The following is a 22,421-nucleotide window of genomic DNA, read 5'->3' as shown; positions in this document are numbered from 1 at the left end:
AGGTGGCTGCGATGATTTACTCGGAATTGCTGAAGGAATTGTCTGATTAGGATTAAGCATAAAACGCCACTGCTGTTTAAAGTGGCGTTTTATAATTTACCAATTATATCCCCGAATTGAGAATTGCCGGAAGATAATTGATATCGATTGGCGGCGCTAGAATTGCTTTATAACTTAAAAACAATTTTAGACGCACGTCAAGATTTGGATCGAGAATATCGGGAGTTAATTATGGAACTATCGCCCCTGTATTTGCAGCGACTATAAATCGCTACCCAACAAGGATTTGAACAATAAATTTAACAATGAATTTAACAAGGAATTCAACAAGGAATTCAACAAGGGCAAAGGCTGATGGTTGAAACCATGCTTCAAGTGAATTTTGGCACAATCGAGCGGGAGTTATCCCAAATTATTGATCCGTTAATTCAACTATCTGCCCTGGAAATAACTCAACTGATTATGCAACTGAATCGAGAAGAGTTGTTAGCCAGATTTCACCCGCAATCCTAGGAATCTTTTTGAGGGATTCCCGCAACCCGGTTTGACCAAAAAAACCGGGTTTTTTGTCGGTAGCAAAACTTAAACCAAAAGTGATAACGCATCGATCCCCCCAACCCCCCTTTTTAAGGGGGGCTTTTTAGAATAAAAGCACTCTTGTCTATTCATCGTGACTATTTTCGAGGGAATAAGGGATGCCCAGACTTTTCGGAGGCAGGGCTTTTCCGGCTAATCCTAGTAAGGCAAATAAAGCCAGAATGTAGGGTGACATGACTAAAAATTGATAGGGAATATTTGCCCCAAATGCTTGAATTCTTAACTGTAAAGCTTCCGTCGCCCCAAATAAGAAACAAGCCCCAATAATCCCTAAAGGATGCCACCGACCAAAAATTAGCGCTGCTAGGGCAATAAATCCTTTTCCGGCACTCATTCCTTCGGTAAAAAAATTAATTTGTACCAAGGTAAGATAAGCCCCTCCTAAACTCGCTAAACATCCACTGACTATCACTGCACCATAGCGCACCCAGGCAACGGAAATTCCCGCAGTTGCCGCAGCTTGGGGATATTCACCCACCGATCGCAAGGTTAAGCCAAGGCTGGTATGAAATAAAAAATAGAGACTAAAAGCTACTAAAATAACTAGCAAATAAACCAGAATATTCTGTTGGAATAAAATAGCGCCTAGGGGTGGGATTTTTGCCAGTCCAGGGATGGCAATCGCCTCAATTCCGGGTAATCTTTCCGTGCTATTACCATTAAATATTAGGCGGGCGAAAAATGAGGTTAATCCCGCCGCTAGTAGATTAATTCCTAATCCTGATACTAACTGATTAACTGCTAAAGTCACCGATAAGAAAGCGTGAAGTAAACCCACTAATCCGCCGCCGATTAATGCAAAGACAATTCCTACATAAGGATTGCCGGTGTAAAAGGTGGCGATCGCGCTAGAAAAAGCGCCGGTTAATAACAAACCTTCCAGGGCAATATTCAGAACTCCCGACCGTTCCGAGTACATTCCCCCCAGGGCGGCAAATGCTAAAGGGACGGCTAAATCAACGCTAGAAATCAAATAATCATTATAATTAATCATTATAGTTAATTGTCATTATTTAAACCATTTAACCATCGTTTTTCTAACGCCAAAGCGATCGCAATAAATAGTACGGTTAATCCCTCGATAATATACACAATTGTAATCGGGACTCCGGCACTTCTTTGGATAATATTCGCCCCACTACGCAAAGCGGCAAAAAATAAAGAAGCCAACAGAACACCGCTAATACTACCACGACTTAAAAAAGCGATCGCGATCGCATCAAATCCGTAACCGGGGGACATTTGTTCAAATAAACGATATTTTAATCCCATCACTTCTGAAGCCCCCGCTAACCCTGCTAAACCACCTGCTAAAGCCATCACAATCATCAGGGTATTTTTCACCGAAATACCGGCATAATGGGCGGCGGTAGAATTAAAACCAACGGCAGTAATTTGATATCCTAAAGGCGATCGCATCAACAATATCCATAAAACCGCTGCGGTAATGAAAGCGAGTAAAATACCCAAATGGGCTAAACTGTCCGGTAAAATAATCGGTAATCTGGCGGTTTTGGCAATTAATGGAGAATATGGACTCGGTGCAGCGGGTGCTTTTAAAGGGTTTTGGACTAGGTAACTGACTAAATTTATGGCAATGTAATTGAGTAATAAAGTAGTAATCACTTCATTAACTCCTTTTACTGCTTTCAGATAACCCGGTATCCAACCCCAAAATGCCCCAAAAATAAAGCCAGAAATTAGGGCTAAGGGAATATGAATTATCGCCGGAATTCCCTGTACATATAAACCCACTAAAGTGCTACCCAAAGCACCAAAATAAATTTGTCCCTCACCCCCAAGATTAAATTGTCCCGCACCCAAGGCGATTAATACCCCTAAACTGGTGAATAATAGGGGGGTCATTTTGGTGAGGGTATTGCCAAAACCAAAGTAAGTAGTCAGGGATTCTTGAAATAAAGCGGTGTAGGCGCTGATGGGATTTGCTCCGGCAAAAAAAATCAGCATCCCACCCAAAATCAGAGCGCAAATCACCGCAATCAGCGGTGATATAATTGGCCGAATAATTGGCCGAATAATTCGCCTAATTAATTGAAAGGGTTTATTCGCGATCGTCATGTCATGTTTGCTCCTCCCATCAATAAACCAATCTTTTCTAATGTAGCGGTATGTGCGTCTAAAATATCCACAAATTCTCCCCGATAAATGACCGCTATGCGATCGCTCATCGCCATAACTTCTTCTAACTCGGTGGAAATATACAAAATCGCGGCACCCCGTTCTCGTTGGGCTAATAACTCCTCGTGAACCGTAGCGGTTGCACCGACATCTAATCCCCTGGTGGGTTGCATGGCGATAATTAAATTTGGTTCTTCTGCCAGTTCTCTGGCTAATACGACTTTTTGCTGATTTCCCCCTGATAGTTGACTAACTTTTACATTTTCTCCTGAAACGCGAATTTTAAATTTTTCTATGCTGATTTGAGCATTGCGTTCGATCGCCTTTGGTTGCAATAAAAAATAACGGCAAAACGGCGACTTAGTAAAACTATTTAATATTAAGTTTTCTGCAATGGTAAACGGCAAGATTAACCCCATTTTTTGGCGGTCTTCGGGAATATAGCCGATTTGCGGATGCACCAAAGAACCAGGGAAAGAAATTTTACCCTGATGGATACTTCTTAAACCGGCGATCGCATCAGCCAATTCTCTTTGTCCATTCCCATCTACCCCCGCAATTCCTAAAATTTCTCCAGCCCGTAATTCAAAGGAAATATTGCGAAGAGAGGGAATATTTCTATCATCTAAAACTTGCAATTTTTCTACGGATAAAATTACTTGTTCGGCTGTGTATACAGATTGATTAACTTGTTGATTAACTTGTTGATTAACTTGTTGATTAACTTTTTTATTAACTTTTTTATTAACTGTTAAACTTACCCCTTGTCCCACCATCAAGTCTGATAATTGCTGAGAAGTGACTTCTTGAGTGCTTCTGGTAGCGACTACTTTACCTCGTCTTAATACGGTGACATTATCACAAAGTTTAATCACTTCTTCTAATTTATGGCTAATAAAAATAATCGTCTTCCCAGCCGCCGCTAATTGTCGCAAGATATGAATAAATCCTGCGACTTCCTTGGGGGTTAAAACGGCGGTGGGTTCATCAAAAATTAATAGTTTTGCTTGGCGATATAATACTTTTAGGATTTCGACTCTTTGCTGTTGCCCTACAGGTAAATTTTCGATGCGGGCATTTGGCTCAATTTCTAGGCCATAACTTTGAGCTAAAGCAAAAATTTCTTGTTGTTTTTGCGACCAATTTAAGCGCCAACTATTTTCGGTGCCTAAAATAATATTTTCCGTAACGGTCAAGTTAGGCACCAGCATAAAATGTTGATGTACCATGCCGATTCCTAACTGAATTGCCTGGTGGGGTGATGTAATTTTGACGGGGCGATCGTCTAGATAAATTGTACCCGTATCCGGTTGATATAGACCACTTAGAATATTCATTAAAGTGGTCTTTCCGGCTCCATTTTCCCCTAATATTGCCATAATTTTTCCCGTTTCAACCCGGAAACTAATGCGATCGTTGGCAATAAATGAATGAAAGTGTTTACTAATATTTTCTAAGCGTAAATCCATGAACCTTTCACATTACCAGAGAATTACCAGAAAATTACCAGAAAATTAGTATCTTAGTATAATTTAGACTTTTTTCACGCAACGGGTATCTTTTCCGGCGTCTTGACAAGGTTCAAAGATTATTTTTTGCTGAGAAATGGCTTGTTCTATTTGCAAGGCATTTTGTTTAATTGGTTCGGGTACGGCGGAACCAAATTGACCTAAATATAAGATATCTTTTCTATCTAAACCGATATTATATATCTGTCCCTTGAGTTCTTTTTTTTGAGCGAGTTCTGCTAAATAGGCGATCGCCACATCCAAGCGTTTGATAATACTGGTTAACACGGCTTTCGGAGCAATCTGTAATTGATCCGTTGTATTCCCAAAAGCATAAACTCCTTTATCACTGGCGGCTTGTAAAACTGCGGGAGAAGAACTATCTAACCATTGATAAATCACATCAGCACCATCGGCAATTAAAGCCAGTGCCGCTTGTTTTGCCTTCACAATATCATTCCAATCCCCCACAAAGGTGGAACTTACTTGAATATTCGGTTTAACGGATTTTGCGCCTAATTCAAATCCCCGCAATTCTTCCTGGGTTGCCGGAAATTCTTGCCCTGCTAGATAGGCTAATTTATTTGATTTAGTCATTGCCGCCCCAATCAGACCACATAAATAACTCCCTTGTAAGTGATCGATTCTTAAAGAGGCAATATTTTCTCCTTGATTATTCCCATTAACCCCGACAAAAAATGTATTGGGAAATTGGGGCGCAACTTGCTCTATAGAGGCATCAAATTGCCCACCATGAGCAAAGACCACATTATAACCTTTGCGGGCAAAGTCGATTAAAACTTCCGCTTGATCGGTTTGGGCAACTTGTTCGAGATATGCCACTTCTGCCCCTAAGTTTTGTTTCGCTAGGTTGATCCCTTCGTATCCAGACTGATTCCAAGCTTTATCGGTGATTAGACCAGGAAGTGCGATCGCAATTTTAAACCCTGCCCCACTATCACTAACGGTGCTAGTTTGATTACTACTGCAAGCTTTCAGTAATAAGCTAGTCCCTAAAGTCGCTGAACCATACACCAAAAATTTCCGGCGGCTAAAATTTCGTTTCATATTTTCTCTGGATGATATCTAGTCATTTTATAGTATTTGCACAAATAATTCGTCAAGCGATCGCCGAAATTAGTTAGGCGATCTAAAATTTTTCCGCAAAATCAGCTATTCTGAGGTTGGTTTTCTTATATAATGCGATAATTTTCTGTGCGAATACAGGAGATTTGCCCATTCTACTTTATTCGGGACAAGACCGGAGCAACCACCGCCAACGGAATTGCTGAATTCCGTCCGGGACAACCACGGAAAACCGGGGCAACCACCGCCAACGGAATTGCCCCTACGGTCTGAATGCTTTGAATATGTTACCGTAAAGGTGAAATCACCCTAGTTTTACTCTAGGTTTTAATTCAACATGACTGCGGAAAATTTTTTAACGATTGGCGAAGAAAACATCTCTTTACCCCAAGCACTGGGTTATTTGCGGGCAAGTGGAGACTTGCAGCAATTTCTGATGCGAATTCTGCGGCAGCACGTGATTGCCAAAGAGGTCGCCCAACGCACGGATCTGGAGGTTGACTCTAGCCAAATCGAACAAGCGATCGTCAATTTTCGACTGCAAAATCAACTGGTAAATCCCCAAAGTTTTGACCAATGGCTGACCAGTCAAGGCACTAACTATGTTGATTTTCGCAAACAAGTGACAGCGGGATTAAAGTTTGAATTGCTCAAACAAGCGATCGTCAATAGTAAGGTGCAAGAAATCTTTGAGCAAAATAAAGATTCATTTGAGCAAGTGATTCTTTCTCGGATTGTGGTGGATAATTTACCCAAGGCAGAAGAGTTAAAAACTCAGCTTGATAAAAAGCCTGCCCAATTTGAAAAACTGGTGAAAGAGCATTCCACAACCGGCGATCGCCTATTTAATGGCATGATGGGGGCGGTGACATTGGGTCAACTCCCAGACCAAATTAGTGAATTGCTCAAAGATGCCAAACCGGGAGATATTGTCGGGCCTGTAGAATTTCAGAATTTATACAGTGTTCTGCGACTGGAACAACGGATTCCCGCCACACTTTCTGGACAACTAAAACAAAATCTAGAAGAGCAAGTATTTGAACAATGGTGGCAATTCCAATTACAAAATCAGCCGGTGAAACTGCATATAGAACCGCCAAAAGTTGAAGCTTGATATTCCCAACCTAACCTAAGTTTAAGAAACCGGGTTTCTGCGTGTATTTTTGATAAGGACAACCTTTTCCAGAAACCCGGTTTTTCTAACTTAGTATTTTTTTATATTAACATTTATCTAAACATTTTTTAGCCCAAGGGTTATATTCAAGATATTTATGTTAGAATGATGGGTAGAGTAATGATTCGCAAGGCGATCGCCTATGAAATTAATTGAAGTTACAGAAACACAAGATCCACTGGCGGAATCGGCTAATTATAAAGAACCGATAGTTTTAACTCGGAATGGACAAGTGATCGCGGTTTTAATGCCTCTAGAAAGTGAGAGCAACTTGGATAATATTTCGACTAACTGGCGGAAAATTATAGAACCAGAGGCGTTTGCTAAAAAAACTGATTTGGAAACAACTTTTTATCAGCTTGTGGAGCAATGGAAAACAGAAACTCGCGGCATTTCATCCACAGAACAACTATCAATGCACTCAGCTTATCAGCAAATCATTGGCATGGGGAGTGAAGTTATCCCGATGCTGTTACGGGAATTGGAAAAAAATTCTGGGCGCTGGTTTTGGGCTTTAAAATCAATTACTCGTGAAGATCCAGTGCTTCCCGAACAGAGAGGAAAGACCAAAGAAATGATCGAAGCTTGGTTAAATTGGGGGAGAAAAAAGGGTTATATATGGTGATGAATGAGGACTGGATTGCTAGGGTAAAAGCTTGGATAGAAAGGGATTTTCCTAATTTATCAGCAAATGGATATGAAATTACCAGTCCTGATACGATCGATTACAATTGTATCGCTTGGGCAGCGGGTGACGATCAAAGGTGGTGGTGGCCAGATTCGCAAAATATCGATTATTGGCCAGAGGGAGTACCACGAGAAGTCACTGTAGAGGCTTTCCAGCAGGCTTTTCAAACCATTGGCTATGAAGTTTGTGCAGATGATACTATAGAACCAGGATATCAAAAAATAGCCATTTATGCAGATTCTCATGGAAAGCCAACACATATCGCTAGGCAATTAGAGAATGGAAAATGGACGAGTAAGCTAGGGCAAGACGAGGATATAGAACATGAAAATTTACCCGGACTTGCCGGGGCAATTTATGGCAATTTTGTTGTGATAATGAAACGGATCAAGTAATCGAAATATTTAATTGAATTATAACCCAAAAAACCAAGTCAATCATAGGGTGCGTTAGGCGGTGAGAAAATTTTAGAGAAAACTACTAATCTTTACTGTCCGCCTAGACGCACCATAAGCAGCATTAAATTTTAACAAGTAATGCACCGATTAACCTAATTATTGGTGGATTGGTGCGTCTAGGCTCGAACAAGATTAATTCTTGCCATCAAAAGTTTATACCGAGCCTAACGCACCCTACCACTGAGATACTACTGAGAGCCAAAAAACGCAAAACCAGACCTCAAGCAGTATATATAAAAGAAATAAGGACACAGTAATAGTGTCCCCTATAGATTTATACAATTAGCTTTTATTCCGGTTTGGTATATATTTTTTTAAGCCATCTCTGCTTCGGCATTTTTTACAACGGAAGAAATTCCGCCAGCTTCATAATCTCTTTCCCATCCATCATTCCATTCCTGGTTGACTGTATGTTTGGCTTTTCTCGTTATTTCTTTAATTTTTTCACCTACGCCCAGTTCATCCGCAACATTATTAAAGATATATGAGCCTGCGTTATTAGCCAACCCTGCCACAGATGCCACAACTATGGTTGTTCCAAGTTCCATGATTTTTGAATGAATTTAATGTACTACACATGACGATTGTAAAACAAGTTATTTATTTTGTCAAATATTCTATACTGTCAAAAATATTTCAAAATTCAGTAATTTTACTGAATAATAGTTTCACCAAACTCTCAGAAAACGTGTTTTTACTTAAGTAAATCTCTGGTTTTTCAGCAAAAATCTTTCAATGTAACCTAGTTTTTCAATCTCCTTGGTAATATCTAAGTAATTTTACATATTTAAAGCTGAGTTATCATACAGCAATTTTCTCCGCGAGTAAACCACAAATACCTGTAGGGGCGTGATCTTTCCGGCAGTAGGGGCGAATGGCCATTCGCCCCTACAATGCTGAAAATATTAAATTAAATATCGCTTGGGCTTCGCCCTACCGTGATTCAGTAATCTGAAAACCGCTGTAAATGATTATTTTTCTCTATCGCTGAGTAGAAGCATAACATAATCGCGTCGATTCAGCAGTAAGTCAGAACCGCAAGACAGTAACGGCTGTTGATATTATTCGGGCAATCAACTTTCGGGCAATGGGGATTGATGCAAAGGCTCATTTTCAGAAGCGCCTGATTAGACAATGCTTTTTTAGATTAACGTACCTGGACTTATGCTAGTCAGAAAGCCCATTCTACTTACTAGCTAGTAGAGTCGGTGCGTCTTAAGTTCTATATGATTTCATCAGGACTTACACATCACGTCTATATTTTGTAAGAGCGAATGGCCATTCGCCCCTAATAAACCCAAGCACCTTGACCCCGGAAAACCGATCGCCCCTACTGACCGATCGCCACAAGATTTGAGCCAGAATATATTTTATCGGTATAATTTCCGATGTCATCCGATAGAAAGTTGTTAAAATAATCAACAACGTCATCACCCAACAAGCAGCCCAGACTGAATGGTTCATATCAAGAGCATTGAACTGACGAATTTTAAATCTTTTGGTGGCACGACCAATATTCCGTTGCTGCCCGGTTTTACGGTGGTTTCTGGCCCGAATGGATCTGGCAAGTCGAATATTCTCGACGCGATGCTATTTTGTCTGGGCATTTCCACCTCTAAGGGAATGCGGGCGGAACGTTTGCCCGATTTGGTGAATCACGATCAAAGTCAGCGCCGCAATAGTACCGTGGAAGCCAGCGTTCAGGTGACATTTGATTTGGGAGAGGACTGGATCGATCGCCCCCAAAAGACGAAACCCACAAAATCGGACAATGAGATAGCCGAAGATGAGACAACGGACGATGTAGAAAATTTAACCGACTCTACAGAAGACCCGGAAGCCAACGAAGCCGATAGTAGCGATTCCGGGAATCGCCGCAATGAATGGAGTATCAGCCGTCGCTTGCGGGTGACAAAACAGGGCACCTATACCTCCACTTATTATATGGATGGGCAACCTTGCACCCTGAGCGAACTGCACGAACGGATGAACGAACTCCGGATCTATCCCGAAGGCTACAATGTGGTGCTTCAGGGGGATGTGACCGCGATTATTTCCATGAATGGCAGGGATCGCCGCGCCATTATTGACGAATTGGCGGGGGTTGCCGCGTTCGATCGCAAAATTGCCCAAGCCAAAAGTAAGTTAGATGAGGTGAAAGAACGGGAAGACCGTTGTCACATTGTCGAACAAGAACTGATTCGCAGTCGCGATCGCCTGGACAAAGACCGGGTGAAAGCGGAAAAATACCAAAAACTTCGCACGGAATTGCTGGAAAAGCAAAAGTGGGAAAGCATTCTGGCATGGCGACAACTGAAGCAGCAAGAGTGGGAATTGCGGGAAAAAATCGAAGCGGGCGATCGCACCATTGGCGAACTCAGCCTGAAAGTTTCCCGGATTAACTATGAAATTGAGCAAGCCAACAATCAGTTAAATGAACTCAATGCCCAGGTAAAAGCCTTGGGTGAAGATCAACTGCTGGCCTTACAAACCACCCAAGCCAACCAACAAGCGGAACAAAAACAACTCCAACAACGGCACGAGGAACTTGTCACCAGCCAACAGGAAACCCAAGCCGCAATAGCACGAATCGAGCAAAAAGTCAAGGAAGACGAGGCAGAACTTGATCGAGTCCAGGAACAACAACAGTTGACTGAGGCCAAACTCGCTGTCTTGCGGACGGGACGGGATGCAGCGGCAGTGGCGTTACAACAAGGTCGGGAGCAATCCCAGGCGATCGCCGCTGCTAACCAAGCTTGGGTAGAACAACAAACCCAACTGCACCGGCAAATTGAAACCTTGCAAAAAACCCTCGACCCCCAAAGAACGGAACAAGCGCGATTACTGGAAAGAGAGCGATCGCTAGAAGAACAAATTGCCAAACAGCAACAAACCATCCAAGACTCAGAGGCAGAAATTGTCCTGAAACAAGACAGCCTCAAACAACTGCAAAACCAAGAACTGGTCTGTCAAACAGACCAAATCCAAGCCCTAGAAGAAGCCCTCAGCGAAGCCGAAGCAGAATTGCAACTGCAACAAGCCACCCAAAAGCGCCTCCTGGAAGAACAACGGGAAAAACAACGACGCCTCGATAAACTGGAAGCCCAAGCCCAAGCCATCAAAGAAACTAGCGGTAGTGGGGCCAGTCAAGCGATCGTGGACGCCAAACTGCCTGGGGTTCATGGGTTGGTCGCCCAACTGGGGCGAGTGGAACCGCGCTATCAACTCGCCTTGGAAATTGCCGCTGGTGGCAGATTAGGCAATATCGTGGTGGAAGATGACGAAGTAGCCGCCGCAGCAATTAAACTGCTGAAACAAAACCGGGCAGGTCGGGCCACGTTCTTACCCCTGAACAAGATTAAACCAGGGCGTTTTGACTTCAACGAAGGACTGAAAAATGTCCCCGGTTTTATCGACTATGCGGTCAGACTGATTGCTTGTGACAATCGTTATCAGCCCATTTTTGCCTATGTTTTCGGCAGTACCGTAGTGTTTGAAACCCTCGATGCGGCGCGATCGCACCTGGGGAAAATTCGCATTGTCACCCTAGATGGGGAACTCCTAGAAACTTCTGGGGCAATGACCGGGGGAACCATCCAAAATCGTTCCACCCTGCATTTTGGCACTGGAGACAACACCGATTCCACGGAAGTCGCCGAATTACAAGCCCGGTTAAAGCAAATTAGCCAAATCTTAGAACGATGCGCGATCGCCACCGAAACCGCCAACACAGCGGTCAAAACCCAATCGCAACAACTCATCCAAGCCAAACAAGTCCAGCGGGAAGTGCAACTGCAAGTGCAACAACTGGTCAAAGAAATCAACGGCTTAACTGTATCCGTTGAGCAAATGCAGCAACAACTAGCCAACAATCGGCAAGAATTGACCGCTGCCAAAGCCCGCTTGCAACAATTAGCCACCGAATTACCCGCCAAAGAAAGCCAAATCGACCAATTACGTCAAGCCCTAGCCGAACTGGAAAATTCCAGTAAAAACAGTGAATGGCAACAAATTCAAACCCAACAACGGCAACTCGAAGAAGCCTTACAAACCGCTCAATCTGCCTTGACCCAGGCAGAAAAAAATCACCAAGACTTAGACTCTGCCTATCAGCGATTGGCGGAAAAAATCGCCGCAGGAAAACAGCAGTTAACCCAACAGCAAACCCAGCAAAAAAACCGAGAAATTGCCATTTACAAAGTGCGTCAGCAATTGTCAGAAATTAACCAGCAAATTCAGGCCACCCAAACAGCTTTAGGGGAAATCGAAGCCAAATTAGGGGCAGAAAAAGCCGCTCGCGATTTAGCCGAAACCAAATTGCGAGAATTGCACCTGTCTCGACAACAGAACAACTGGCAAATTCAACAACTAAGAGAAACTCAGCAACAACGGCGAGAACAACTTCTAGCCTTGCAAGATGAACTCGAACTGAAATTAGCAGATTTACCGGATCCCTTACCAGAAGTACCTGAAGATATTAATGCCAAAATCTTCGAGTCCCTGCAAAACTTACAGAAAGAAATCCGCGACTTGCAAAAACGACTGCAAGCAATGGAACCTGTAAATATGTTAGCCTTGGAGGAATATGAACAAACCACCAATCGCTTGCAGGAACTTCAGTCTAAACTGAAAACCCTCGAAGATGAACGCACGGAATTACTATTGAGAATCGAAAATTTTACCACCACCCGGTTACAAGCTTTTCAAGAAGCTTTTGACGCCGTGAACAGCAACTTTACCAACATTTTTGCCGAATTTTCTGATGGAGATGGACATTTACAGCTTGATGATACCGACGACCCATTTAATAGTGGTTTGAACCTGGTGGCACATCCCAAGGGTAAACCCGTGCAGCGGTTGGCTTCCATGTCTGGGGGTGAAAAATCTTTAACCGCCCTGAGTTTTATCTTTGCTCTGCAACGCTATCGCCCTTCGCCCTTTTATGCCTTTGACGAGGTAGATATGTTTTTGGATGAGGCGAATGTAGAAAGATTAGCTAAAATGATCAAACAGCAAGCACAGCAAGCACAGTTTATTGTGGTTAGTCACAAAAATCCGATGCTGAAGTCCGCAGAACGCATTATTGGGGTAACTCAAGCGCGAGGCGCTCATACTCAAGTGGTGGGATTAAAAGTTCCCTCCTAAGAATGCTTCGGTGTAAATTTGATCGTAATTTAACTTTTATAGAATTCGAGATCGGAATTTTAGCAAGAATGACATCTGAAATAATCCGCCCACGCTCCGAAATATTAAATACTCAAGTCATTACCCGTAATAGCGGCAAACGCATCGGGGTAGTGAAGGAGCTATTGGTAGACATTGACCGACGGGAAGTGGTGGCGCTCGGTTTACGAGATAGCCTGATTTCTCTCGCCGGTATGCCTAGGTTTATGATGCTCAGTAGCATCCAGAAAATTGGTGACGTAATCCTCGTCGAGGATGAAAACGTGATCGAAGATATCGATGTGGAAGCATATAGCAACCTGATTGGCAGCGAAGTGATCACGGAAACCGGGGATCTATTGGGAAAAGTTCGGGGGTTTAAATTTAACGTAGAAACAGGCGAACTCTATTCTCTAATTATTGCGTCATTAGGAATTCCCCAAATTCCTGAGCAAATGCTCAGTACCTACGAATTGCCCATTGATGAAATTGTCAGCAGTGGCCCGAATCGGTTAATTGTTTTTGAAGGGGCTCAAGACCGCTTGACTCAATTATCCGTCGGGGTGATGGAACGCTTGGGCATTGGGGAAGCCCCTTGGGAAAAGAACCGCGAAGAAGAATTTCTCACGCCGAAAATTCGCATTGACAATCAATTGGGCACCGGCGCCAAGATTCCAGAACCAGAACCAGTGCGGTTCCGCGAAGCGGATCGCGAACGCGAATCGCCTGCACGAGTCGTCGAAGAGGCTTGGAGTGAAGACGAATGGGATGAACCGGAACCAGTTCCCGTCCCCGAACCCATCTCAGAAGCCATGTATTATGAGGAAGAACTGGAAGAAGATAACTGGAATGAAGCCAGTAGAGGCGATCGCTATGAAGATTATCGAGATCCGGTAAATCCCTATCCTGAGCCAGATTATCCCCAAGAATACGACTATCCCGATGTAGAAGCGGATGCTTGGGCCGACGAAGGAGAGCAAACTCCCTATACACCCCCCCGCGTCAATATCCCACAGAAACAGAAAACTCCAGAATATGAAGAAGAACCGGGATATTAACTAACATCAAGACTCTCCAAAGTAGTAGGGTGGGCAAAATTTGCCCACCCTACTTTATTTGTTTGTTATTGGTTGTTGGTTATTGGTTGTTGGTTATTGGTTGTTGGTGGTTGTTGGTTGAATTGAATAACAAATAACAAATAACAAACAACAAACAACAAACAACAAATAACAACCAACAAATAACATCAAAAAGCATAATTACTGAAGTTGATATAAAATAACACCAGTCAGAAGTTATATGGTATTTAGCTAATGCTAGACTCAACTCTCCTAGTTCCACTGTTATACCTGGTTTTGGCTGGGGTTTACTTGGTTGTGGTTCCCTTTGCTACTTATCTCTATTTACAACAACGCTGGAATGTTGCCACCTCCTTTGAGCGTGGTTTTATGTACTTTTTGGTCTTTTTCTTTTTCCCTGGATTGTTATTACTCAGTCCATTTTTGAATTTTCGCCCTCAACGCCGGGAAATCTAATCTTTGACTCTGGGAAAGTTGTCGTGAAAATTTCATGGTAATTTTTAGGATTCAGTGATTTTACCTGCTTATAGTAAAGATAAAATTACTGAATCCTCAAACCATTGATGATAATTTTGATAATTTTGATAACTTTATTCTGAATAATTATGCGTAGAATTGATGTAATTGGCATTGGTTTGGGAATGTTTTTGGCCGGTGGATTGGTTTATTTAGCCTTAGAATTTGCCGGATTAGATAGTCAATCAGCGGGAATTTGGAGCCAAGCTGTCCTGGTGGGGGGAGTGGTTGGCTGGCTGTTGACTTATTTGTTTAGAACCCTGACTCAACAGATGACCTTGAATCAGCAAATTAAAGAGTATAAAGAGGCGGTTTTAACGAAGCAGTTAGAAGAAATGTCCCCGGAAGAATTAGCCAAGCTTCAGGCAGAAATTGAAGCGGAGAAAAAATCTTAAAAGTGAAGATTTTGGTAGAAGATTTTGGTAGGGTGGGTTAGGCGGACAGTGAGATTGGAAATAAATCAGCCAGTTAATATTTCCGCGCCCTTCCCACCACAGCCAAATTAATTGAAAAAACGGTGCGTTACGGCTCGAATTGGGTTAATTTGTGCTAATTTAATGTTCATGGCCAGCAAACACGCACCCTACAATTTACTTAGCACTTGTCAGAGTTATTAAGTACAAAAAAACCTGTCATTCCCGCGAATGCGGGAATCCATCAAACCTCTGTACTTCATCCGGATCATAACCGCTATATACAGCGTTTTTCAGGTTACTGAACCACGCTAGGGCGAAGCCCAAGCGGTATTTAATTTAATATTGTAGGGGCGAATGGCCATTCATTCGCCCCTACCGCAGGAATGCTTCGCCCCTACAGGTATTTGTGGTTTACTCGCGGAGAAAATAGCTATATGGCTGACAACTAAAATCTATCGGACAACCAATCTAAGTTACGACCAACCAACAATTCAGTCATTTTCGCATGATGCGTATTTTTCATGGCTACAGTTTGCCAATCAAATCTATGTAAATTTGCCCAGGCTTTAACTGCTTGACTTTCATCATAAGTCATCAGAAATTCTCCAGCCATTTGGCTCGCTAATTGAAATAATTTTTCATGGTTTAATTGAGCATACTGATAAAGACGATGCCCTGCTTTTTTCCCCGCTGCTGTGTAGGGAGGATCGATAAAAAATACCACATTATGCCGATGAATATTCTGGGTAATAATTTCTAAACCATCTCCAGGAATAAAAGTAATGCGATCGCGTATTTCAGCAGCAATATCCGACGTTTCAAGGTTTCTGGATACCAGCGAGACTTTAAACCTTTCCCTTTTTCTCCTTGCTTAATCATCCCGGCACCAGGGGCTAAAATTCCGCCTCGATTTACCCGATTTTTCACAATTGTTTGAAAAGCTTTTTATTGTAATGAACTGGGTTCATTTGACAAGATTTCTCTCACCGCTTCAGCGGTCATTTCAAACTTAATAATTTCCTCTGCTAACCACTCTGCATCTTTAGATAAAATAGTCTGCCAAACTGCTGCCACTTGGTCATCTAACTCTACCATTGTCACATGATTGGCTAATTTTTCAAAAGCCACTGTTAAACTGACAATTCCGCCACCAGCAAACGGTTCAATAAATTCTTGGGCTACATTCGGTAAACTATTTAGCCATTGTCGAATTCGAGGCACTAACCAAGTTTTTCCTCCGGGATAGCGAAAAGGACTCCTTTGAGGAACCGAGGAAACATTAGTAATTTGGTTGAGGTTTTGTTGATCGAATAGGGAAAGTTGTTGCATGGCGATCGCGTAATTATCGCGTAATCATCTCCTAATTAGAGTAAATCGATTAAACTGGGCGCATCTGGTGGATTCACCTCTTCTAACTTTTCATCTAATTTTTCTTGTAGATATGCTACAAAATCATTCATAGTGAATATTTTGCATAGGGAAGATTTTCGTAGGGTGGGTTAGGCGGACAGTGAGATTAGGAAATAAATCAGCCATTTAAATTTCCTCGCCCTTCCCACCACAGCCAAATTAATTGAAAAAATGGTGCGTTACGGCTCGAATTGGGTTAATTTGTGATAATTTAATGTTCATGGCGAGCAAACACGCACCCTACAAGCTAATAGATATTTTGTGACATATATATGAGACAGATCAATGAAAAATGAAACATTTAGGTTAAGCCGCGATCGCTATATTTAAGACTTGATTTTTCGCCGTAATACATTTTATAAAAGGTCATACGTTACTTATGAAGCTGATAGGATATAATTAGGTTATGATGAACGAATATTAGTCAATATTTGCTCTCACTGTATTAATGGGTATTAATGGATCGTGGCTGACAGCGGGAATTTTGGGTATCAATAAATTTTAATTGTTGATACAACATCCACATACGGGGTAAATCAACTCCGGCTAATTTAGCCATGCGAAGAGGGTTGCCTAGGATGGCTTCGACTTCCAGGGGATTGCCCCGATCGCAGTCTAATTTCATACTCGTCAAATATGGCTTCATCTTCTCCGTATGATCCAACATTTTTTCAATAAAAACATCGGGAATCGTGCGGCCAAAAGCTGCTGCACCAGCCACCACTTCTCGCATCAAATCTTCGGCCAAATGGCGAATATGTTTATTGGCCATCAATTGATTAGTGTCAGCATTTAAAATTACAGAGAGCCCATTATAAGGCACATTCCAAACCAACTTTTTCCAGCGAGTCAAGATTAAATCTTCATTCAGGATAGTGGCAATTTGTGCCTGTTCAAAATCCCTAGCAATTACCCGTAAATTTTCCGTAATCCCAGCGGGTTGACCGTTGGGGGAATATTCAGCCAAGGTAATCACCCCATAGTCTAAATGGCGAATATGTCCCGGCCCAACTTTATTAGAGCAAACAAAACATAAGCCCCCAATAATCGGGTGATGGGGAATAAAGTTTGCCAGAAATTCTTCAGCCCCTAACCCATTTTGGAGCAAAACAATCATGGTATTTTCTTTGAGTAAAGGAGGCAACAATTGCGGCAGTAAATGATTTTGGGTAGTCTTCAGGGCAACCACGACTACATCACAAGGAGGCATTTCTTGGACATTTTGATAAGCGTTGACTTGTTCTAAAGTAAAGTCACCATCTTTTGATTCAATTACCAGACCATTTTTTCTGACATACTCATAATCGGTATTCAGTAAAAAATGCACTTCAAATCCGGCTTTTTGGAGTAGACCGCCGTAAAATCCGCCGATCGCCCCTGTGCCAATAATTGCATAACTGTGATTTGTCATCAAACCCGGTAAATTGCTCATGTTCATGGTTATATATAGGCTATATCTGGGAATATTATCATTAGACACTAACCGGGCAAAATTATCGCTCGTCTGAGTGGCTTTTTTAGCCCTGGAAAGCCAGAATTGTCTATTATTTATTAGCTATTGGTTTAATTATATAGCCAGTATATAGCCAGAAAGCAAGAGTTAGTCAATCAGGTTCTTCGGGCGATCGCCCCGTTCAGTCCCCACAGTAACCACAATTTTTCTACCCCCTGAAATGCTACACCCCAGCCCCAGATAACCGGGGTCGGGGTGCGGCATCTAATTTAGATTAACTCAGATTGACTTTGAGGACTTTATGTTGCTCGGCTTCTGCTTAAGGGTCAATTTTAAAATACCATTTTTATATTCAGCTTCTACTTTAGTATTCTGAATTCGAGTTGGCTGGGGAATGACTCGTTGGAATTGACCGTAGCGGAACTCACTGCGAAACTTGCCTTTTTCTTCCGCCGTGAATTGAGATTTCCTTTCGCCGCTAACCGTGACAGCTTCAACGGTGACTTGCATATCTAAATCTTGGGGATTGATTCCGGGAATTTCTAGGTTTAAGTAAACGGTTGTCGAGGTTTCTTGGATTTCTGCTGGGGGAACAAAATTGACTGCCACATTTTCCGATTCAGGATAGGTGGTTAAGCGATCGCATACCTGGCAATAATAAAAATTAACTTAAAAACCTGCTTTCTGACTTCCCGGCAAGACTATAATATTTTGCAGTGTTTACCTACCTAGCAAACCAGGTGCATATTGGCATGAACAAAAGCCAGGAAATCCAAAGCATTATCGCCCAGCGTCAACCGCTGGCCCAAAAGCTGGGAGATATCGAGAGTCGCTTATCGTCCCTGTATGGTTTGATTCAGAATTTGGCACAAGAACGCGATCGCCAGCTTGAGTATTGGTCGGGGGACGCGGCGACCCAGGCAAAGCTAAAAAGTCTCGACTTTGCCCAATTTGAGCAAATTGCCACTTCTTCTCTAGCGTCATTGCACCGACTCCAGAGCCGATTTTCCCGCAAAGCCCTGAATATTGGGGTAACTGGGCGCATGGGACAAGGCAAAAGCACCTTGTTGCAGAGTTTGAGTGGGCTGGAAAACGAGGTGATTCCGGCAATGCAGGGGAAAGCTTGCACCGCAGCGCGGAGCACTATTTGTCATCAACCGGGGAATTTGACCGCCGCCGAAATTCAATTTCACGATCGCGAGTCTTTTTTAACAGAGGTGATTATTCCCTATTACGAGAAACTCAAACTCACCCCGGCGCCCAATTCTTTTGAAGCGTTTGCTCATGCAGAAATTCCCAGGCTGGAGCCGGGGAAAGAGTTAAGAGCGTGTTTTTAAACATTGAAAAATACTTACTTTGGCCATGAAAAAAGTAAAATTTGTTCTACTGATTTCGGGGTTACTAGCTTCTCATATGCTATTCTCAGACAGAGTTATGGCGGAATCTTGCTATGCTCGAAGAGCCGATACTCAGGGTAGAACTGCTTCTGATGGGAGTTGTCTTGCTTTTCCTATTTTTGCTGGAAATGCGTGGGGTAAAAGTTATGTAGCTCCTTATGTTATGGGTTTTGTTACTAGGGCTATACAGGCAGGCAGTGCGGGTGATTATAATTCGGCATTATTGCATTTTGAGGAAGCCAGCCAATCCCTTCTTAATAATGAATTGATATCTGCAAGAGACGCGGAGCCTTATCAAAGAGAAGTTAATCGAGGGTATTTAGCGGCTCAAGTAGCAAAAAAATGGGTAGACCAAGGAGATTCTGTCGCAGCGCGACAAGCTTGGATTGAAATTAGTGGGATTGATTACTGAACAAAGTACGGGCTGAATTTTTCTAACGAAGGTTGTACACCTAGAGAGTTGAGGGCGATTTAGGGCGATCGCACATAATTGGGTCAACAGCCTTTGACCCCTACCGTCGCCAAAAATAGTTATCCTATAAATATGTAACCGGAGTAAACCAACAGAGATGGAAACTATTACAATTCAAGTCGATGCTGAACTAGCCCAAGCTTACCGAGAGGCTGAACCCCAGCAACAAAAAAATGTCTCGTTCATGTTTAATTTGATGATTAAGGAATTACTCACCTCTAATTCTTTTAACGACCTTGTAGCACAAATTAGAGAAGAATCTGCGGCCAATGGATTAACTGCTGAAATTTTAGCCGAACTCTTAGAAGATGCATAAAAAATGTTTTTCCCCTGGCTTATAAATGGAGGAATAGCCTCAAAGAATGCATTCCCATGCTGGAGCAGGGTAAGGAGTTAAATAAATAGTAAATATAGAAAATAAAAAAGCGATCGCACATTTTAAATCTATCCTCTGTGTCCTTTGTGTCTCTGTGGTAAAAAATCCCAATTACACCTCCATGACAGAAACCGCCAGGGAATGAATTCCCTGGCTAATAGCGAAAGTCGGTTAAAACCGACTAAAATTTTTTTAATATAAGCATTAAGAGTCGGTTAAAACCGACTTGCGCTATGAGGCCGCCATCATTTTAATCCCCGCCGGTTGTGGTTGATTAATCTAAAAACCGCTGTATGTCGTGCGATCGCGCTTTCACCAGAAACCCGGTTTGTCAAAATCCCAAATTTTGCTAAAATGGAAACCCTATACAAATTATTAGATAAAATCAAGCATAACCCAGGACTTTATATCGATTATTCATCGGTGACAAACCTATATATGTTTCTCTGTGGATATGAATACTCCCACGCACAACTGAATATTTCCCTCAGTGAAGAAGAAGCAGAATTCCAAGAATTTCAACCGTGGCTACAAGAACGGTTTGGCGTAAAAACTTCTGCATCATGGGCGCGGATTATTTTGCTTTATGCTATTAATGAGGAAGAGGGATTTAATACTTTTTTTGATTTGCTAGAGGAGTTTAAGTGCGATCGCGCTACTCAGTCGGATCAACTTCCATTTGCCAAAACCTCAGAAAATGAGTTTGTTTTATCAGGAAAATAAAAAGGCGATCGCACATTTTAAATCTATCCTCTGTGTCCTTTGTGTCTCTGTGGTAAAAAATCCCAATTACACCTCTATGACAGAAACCGGGTTTCTTTCTGTGAAAAATAAAAAAGCGATCGCAATCAATCCTCTGTGTCCTTTGTGTCTCTGTGGTAAAAAATCCCCTGGTTTATTTTACCGGGAAATAAAGAGGCGATCGCTGCTACTCCAGATAGTATTGGTGGGTTACCACACCGAACGGCACCCTACTAATAGAAAAGTATTGCCTAAGTCCTGTTCAACCCTATTTTTTATCAGAATTTTGATCAACTCATGCTTTCCGCTTGCGAGCAGATTTCGCACCTAAAATCCCCAACCCAATTAAACCAAGAACCGTAGAAGGTTCAGGAACCGAGGCGACGGTGACATTAAATCTATCTTCTGTCCCAAGTTCCTCACTACCATATACGCGGTTTAAAGCAGTCAGCCAATCATTTGTCGGGCCTTGAGTTAACCAACTAAATGGTTGGGCTGTGGTAATAAAATCTTCCACTTCAAATGGATTTTCATTACCATTATCATTACTTTGAATATCATAACCCCAAGTCCAACCCACTAACGGCTTGACGGAAAAGAAATCATCTTGGGCTTTGTTGGGATCATCGCCAAACACTTCATCTAAGACTTCAACTAACCAAGTTTCAAACTTAGCCTCTGCACGACCACCAATAGATAAAACATCAGGGAAAGAGGCGGTAGGCTGATCGAAGAAATAATTTTCCAAACCTGGTTCTGCATCGTAGTAAGGCAAGAAATCAATCAAACCAGGGGGCATCATAAAATACCCACCGGGGGGAGGATCGAGCAAAGGTTTTTCAATCAACGTACCATCGTAAAATATGGTAGGGCCATCGGCTGATGTTATAGCACTAATAAAGCCATATTTGCCACTTTGATTGGGATTAAACATCGCGTCCATAATCACCGATCCGGCTCCAATATTAGGAAACTCTTCTAATGGATAACCGGCGCGCACTGTATACTCATTAATTGTTAAAACGCCCTGATTCAGAGTTTGGCAAGAAAATGCTCCATCCCAGCATACAGCGCTTGCCGCTTCTGGGAGAGCAAGGCTGGACAACGCAGCGAAAAACAAGGGGTAAGTAATCTTTTTCATAACCTTCTGATAGCTAACTTTACTTGATAATATCTAATTTGAACTGGATCTAATTTGAACTGGCTCGATTTAATCGAGGGATTCCCTGTAAGGTAGGCAGAAAGAATTAGCCTTTTTACTCAGACTATTGCAGATTACCGCATACCAGCGGGATGGATTTAGCGATCTGGCTATATCTGTTCCAGATTCACTTCTCAAAGAGAAAAATACTGAAAGCATTTTTTTCGTTGAACCGCTAAATTTCACTTGGCTTTATCCGTAATTATACGCAGGTTTTAGAGAAAATACCAGGGGACGGCTTCAACTTTACAAAAGCTTTAAATTTTCCCGGTTGATTTCCCTGGGTTTCGCGGATTTCTTTACACAATCTTTAAAAGACTGAAGAGACCGCGTAAGGGTACTTAACGAAAAAGGCAATTCGAGATAACCCCGCCCGATCGCTGGATCGGGGAAAAAGGCCGTGGAGTTTGTGAGTCACTTTGACAAATCATCAGAATTCACAAATCATCAGAATATAGATGGGAAATAACCATCCAACAATTGTCATAATATGACAAAGTAATAACCCTAGTTAAGTTTTATAAAGAAATATAAATTTTTTTACCAT

Annotated in this window: 25 protein-coding genes; 13 read left to right on the top strand and 12 right to left on the bottom strand. The window is 42.2% G+C overall.

Annotated features, from left to right (window positions below):
* Window positions 1-354: 354 nt before the first annotated feature.
* Window positions 355-513: a hypothetical protein gene (locus AM228_RS36775; protein ID WP_369817722.1), complete on the top strand. Its 159-nt coding sequence runs from the start codon at window positions 355-357 to the stop codon at window positions 511-513.
* Window positions 514-661: 148 nt separating this feature from the next.
* Here the strand turns inward: AM228_RS36775 and AM228_RS13010 are convergent, their stop codons facing one another.
* The 4 genes from AM228_RS13010 to AM228_RS12995 all read right to left on the bottom strand — a co-directional run bounded on the left by AM228_RS13010 (window position 662) and on the right by AM228_RS12995 (window position 5,312).
* The gene (locus AM228_RS13010; RefSeq protein WP_054466536.1) at window positions 662-1,591 is read right to left on the bottom strand and encodes an ABC transporter permease; all 930 of its coding nucleotides are present in this window, start codon (window positions 1,589-1,591) and stop codon (window positions 662-664) included.
* A gap of 5 nt (window positions 1,592-1,596) precedes the next feature.
* Complete coding sequence (locus AM228_RS13005; RefSeq protein WP_054466535.1) at window positions 1,597-2,676, bottom strand: ABC transporter permease; 1,080 nt, start codon at window positions 2,674-2,676, stop codon at window positions 1,597-1,599.
* The gene (locus tag AM228_RS13000) at window positions 2,673-4,205 is read right to left on the bottom strand and encodes an ABC transporter ATP-binding protein (RefSeq protein WP_054466534.1); all 1,533 of its coding nucleotides are present in this window, start codon (window positions 4,203-4,205) and stop codon (window positions 2,673-2,675) included. Before AM228_RS13000 ends, AM228_RS13005 begins: the two co-directional genes overlap by 4 nt.
* 63 nt (window positions 4,206-4,268) lie before the next feature.
* Complete coding sequence (locus AM228_RS12995) at window positions 4,269-5,312, bottom strand: BMP family protein (RefSeq protein WP_054466533.1); 1,044 nt, start codon at window positions 5,310-5,312, stop codon at window positions 4,269-4,271.
* Window positions 5,313-5,459: 147 nt separating this feature from the next.
* Here AM228_RS12995 and AM228_RS32505 point away from each other — a divergent pair, with 147 nt between their 5' ends.
* The 4 genes from AM228_RS32505 to AM228_RS12980 all read left to right on the top strand — a co-directional run bounded on the left by AM228_RS32505 (window position 5,460) and on the right by AM228_RS12980 (window position 7,587).
* Window positions 5,460-5,603 (top strand): hypothetical protein, encoded by a 144-nt coding sequence (locus AM228_RS32505; RefSeq protein WP_156331739.1) that lies wholly within the window; start codon window positions 5,460-5,462, stop codon window positions 5,601-5,603.
* A 64-nt stretch (window positions 5,604-5,667) separates the two neighbouring features.
* Window positions 5,668-6,444, top strand: a complete 777-nt coding sequence (locus AM228_RS12990; RefSeq protein ID WP_054466532.1) for a peptidylprolyl isomerase — start codon at window positions 5,668-5,670, stop codon at window positions 6,442-6,444.
* A gap of 202 nt (window positions 6,445-6,646) precedes the next feature.
* Window positions 6,647-7,129, top strand: a complete 483-nt coding sequence (locus AM228_RS12985; protein WP_231636780.1) for a hypothetical protein — start codon at window positions 6,647-6,649, stop codon at window positions 7,127-7,129.
* Window positions 7,129-7,587 carry a hypothetical protein gene (locus AM228_RS12980; RefSeq protein ID WP_231636779.1) on the top strand — a complete coding sequence of 153 codons (459 nt, stop codon included), beginning with the start codon at window positions 7,129-7,131 and terminating at the stop codon, window positions 7,585-7,587. The genes AM228_RS12985 and AM228_RS12980 overlap by 1 nt, the downstream gene beginning before the upstream one ends.
* Window positions 7,588-7,964: 377 nt before the next feature.
* On the opposite strand, the gene AM228_RS12975 is transcribed toward AM228_RS12980, so the two are convergent.
* Window positions 7,965-8,198, bottom strand: coding sequence for a hypothetical protein (locus AM228_RS12975; RefSeq protein ID WP_054466530.1), 234 nt, complete (start codon window positions 8,196-8,198; stop codon window positions 7,965-7,967).
* 694 nt (window positions 8,199-8,892) lie between these two features.
* Entirely contained in the window at window positions 8,893-9,114 is a 222-nt protein-coding gene (locus AM228_RS32500; protein WP_156331738.1) for a hypothetical protein, read from the bottom strand.
* On the opposite strand from AM228_RS32500, the gene smc reads away from it, so the two are divergent.
* The 4 genes from smc (at window position 9,106) to AM228_RS12955 (ending at window position 14,803) form a co-directional block, all read left to right on the top strand.
* Window positions 9,106-12,795 (top strand): chromosome segregation protein SMC, encoded by a 3,690-nt coding sequence (gene smc, locus AM228_RS12970; protein WP_054466529.1) that lies wholly within the window; start codon window positions 9,106-9,108, stop codon window positions 12,793-12,795. The genes AM228_RS32500 and smc overlap by 9 nt on opposite strands.
* A 68-nt stretch (window positions 12,796-12,863) precedes the next feature.
* Window positions 12,864-13,871, top strand: a complete 1,008-nt coding sequence (locus tag AM228_RS12965) for a PRC-barrel domain-containing protein (protein WP_054466528.1) — start codon at window positions 12,864-12,866, stop codon at window positions 13,869-13,871.
* Between the two features lie 255 nt (window positions 13,872-14,126).
* Complete coding sequence (gene ndhL / locus AM228_RS12960) at window positions 14,127-14,348, top strand: NAD(P)H-quinone oxidoreductase subunit L (protein ID WP_054466527.1); 222 nt, start codon at window positions 14,127-14,129, stop codon at window positions 14,346-14,348.
* A 149-nt stretch (window positions 14,349-14,497) separates the two neighbouring features.
* On the top strand, window positions 14,498-14,803 hold the full coding sequence (locus tag AM228_RS12955) for a DUF3007 family protein (protein ID WP_054466526.1): 306 nt from the start codon (window positions 14,498-14,500) through the stop codon (window positions 14,801-14,803).
* Between the two features lie 466 nt (window positions 14,804-15,269).
* On the opposite strand, the gene AM228_RS34205 is transcribed toward AM228_RS12955, so the two are convergent.
* The 5 genes from AM228_RS34205 to AM228_RS12940 all read right to left on the bottom strand — a co-directional run bounded on the left by AM228_RS34205 (window position 15,270) and on the right by AM228_RS12940 (window position 18,296).
* Complete coding sequence (locus AM228_RS34205) at window positions 15,270-15,548, bottom strand: hypothetical protein (RefSeq protein WP_197285291.1); 279 nt, start codon at window positions 15,546-15,548, stop codon at window positions 15,270-15,272.
* 32 nt (window positions 15,549-15,580) lie between these two features.
* Complete coding sequence (locus AM228_RS34200; RefSeq protein ID WP_197285290.1) at window positions 15,581-15,751, bottom strand: hypothetical protein; 171 nt, start codon at window positions 15,749-15,751, stop codon at window positions 15,581-15,583.
* An 18-nt stretch (window positions 15,752-15,769) separates the two neighbouring features.
* Entirely contained in the window at window positions 15,770-16,153 is a 384-nt protein-coding gene (locus AM228_RS34195) for a DNA adenine methylase (RefSeq protein ID WP_197285289.1), read from the bottom strand.
* 526 nt (window positions 16,154-16,679) lie between these two features.
* Complete coding sequence (locus AM228_RS12945; RefSeq protein ID WP_231636781.1) at window positions 16,680-17,666, bottom strand: putative 2-dehydropantoate 2-reductase; 987 nt, start codon at window positions 17,664-17,666, stop codon at window positions 16,680-16,682.
* Between the two features lie 300 nt (window positions 17,667-17,966).
* Entirely contained in the window at window positions 17,967-18,296 is a 330-nt protein-coding gene (locus AM228_RS12940; RefSeq protein WP_054466525.1) for an Hsp20/alpha crystallin family protein, read from the bottom strand.
* A gap of 143 nt (window positions 18,297-18,439) precedes the next feature.
* On the opposite strand from AM228_RS12940, the gene AM228_RS12935 reads away from it, so the two are divergent.
* From AM228_RS12935 to AM228_RS12920, 4 genes are all read left to right on the top strand, one after another.
* Entirely contained in the window at window positions 18,440-19,024 is a 585-nt protein-coding gene (locus tag AM228_RS12935; RefSeq protein WP_054466524.1) for a hypothetical protein, read from the top strand.
* A gap of 25 nt (window positions 19,025-19,049) precedes the next feature.
* Complete coding sequence (locus tag AM228_RS12930) at window positions 19,050-19,496, top strand: hypothetical protein (RefSeq protein ID WP_156331737.1); 447 nt, start codon at window positions 19,050-19,052, stop codon at window positions 19,494-19,496.
* Between the two features lie 157 nt (window positions 19,497-19,653).
* Window positions 19,654-19,872 (top strand): hypothetical protein, encoded by a 219-nt coding sequence (locus AM228_RS12925; RefSeq protein ID WP_054466522.1) that lies wholly within the window; start codon window positions 19,654-19,656, stop codon window positions 19,870-19,872.
* A 330-nt stretch (window positions 19,873-20,202) separates the two neighbouring features.
* Window positions 20,203-20,655, top strand: coding sequence for a hypothetical protein (locus AM228_RS12920; protein ID WP_156331736.1), 453 nt, complete (start codon window positions 20,203-20,205; stop codon window positions 20,653-20,655).
* Window positions 20,656-20,968: 313 nt separating this feature from the next.
* On the opposite strand, the gene AM228_RS12915 is transcribed toward AM228_RS12920, so the two are convergent.
* Window positions 20,969-21,673: a PEP-CTERM sorting domain-containing protein gene (locus AM228_RS12915; RefSeq protein ID WP_190879855.1), complete on the bottom strand. Its 705-nt coding sequence runs from the start codon at window positions 21,671-21,673 to the stop codon at window positions 20,969-20,971.
* Window positions 21,674-22,421 lie beyond the last annotated feature (748 nt).

This window comes from Planktothricoides sp. SR001 (genome assembly GCF_001276715.1).
In the GTDB taxonomy this organism is placed as follows: Bacteria; Cyanobacteriota; Cyanobacteriia; order Cyanobacteriales; family Laspinemataceae; genus Planktothricoides; species Planktothricoides raciborskii.
The sequence above is the reverse complement of the archived record's forward strand: the minus strand, read 5'-3'. Positions and strand labels throughout refer to the sequence as shown.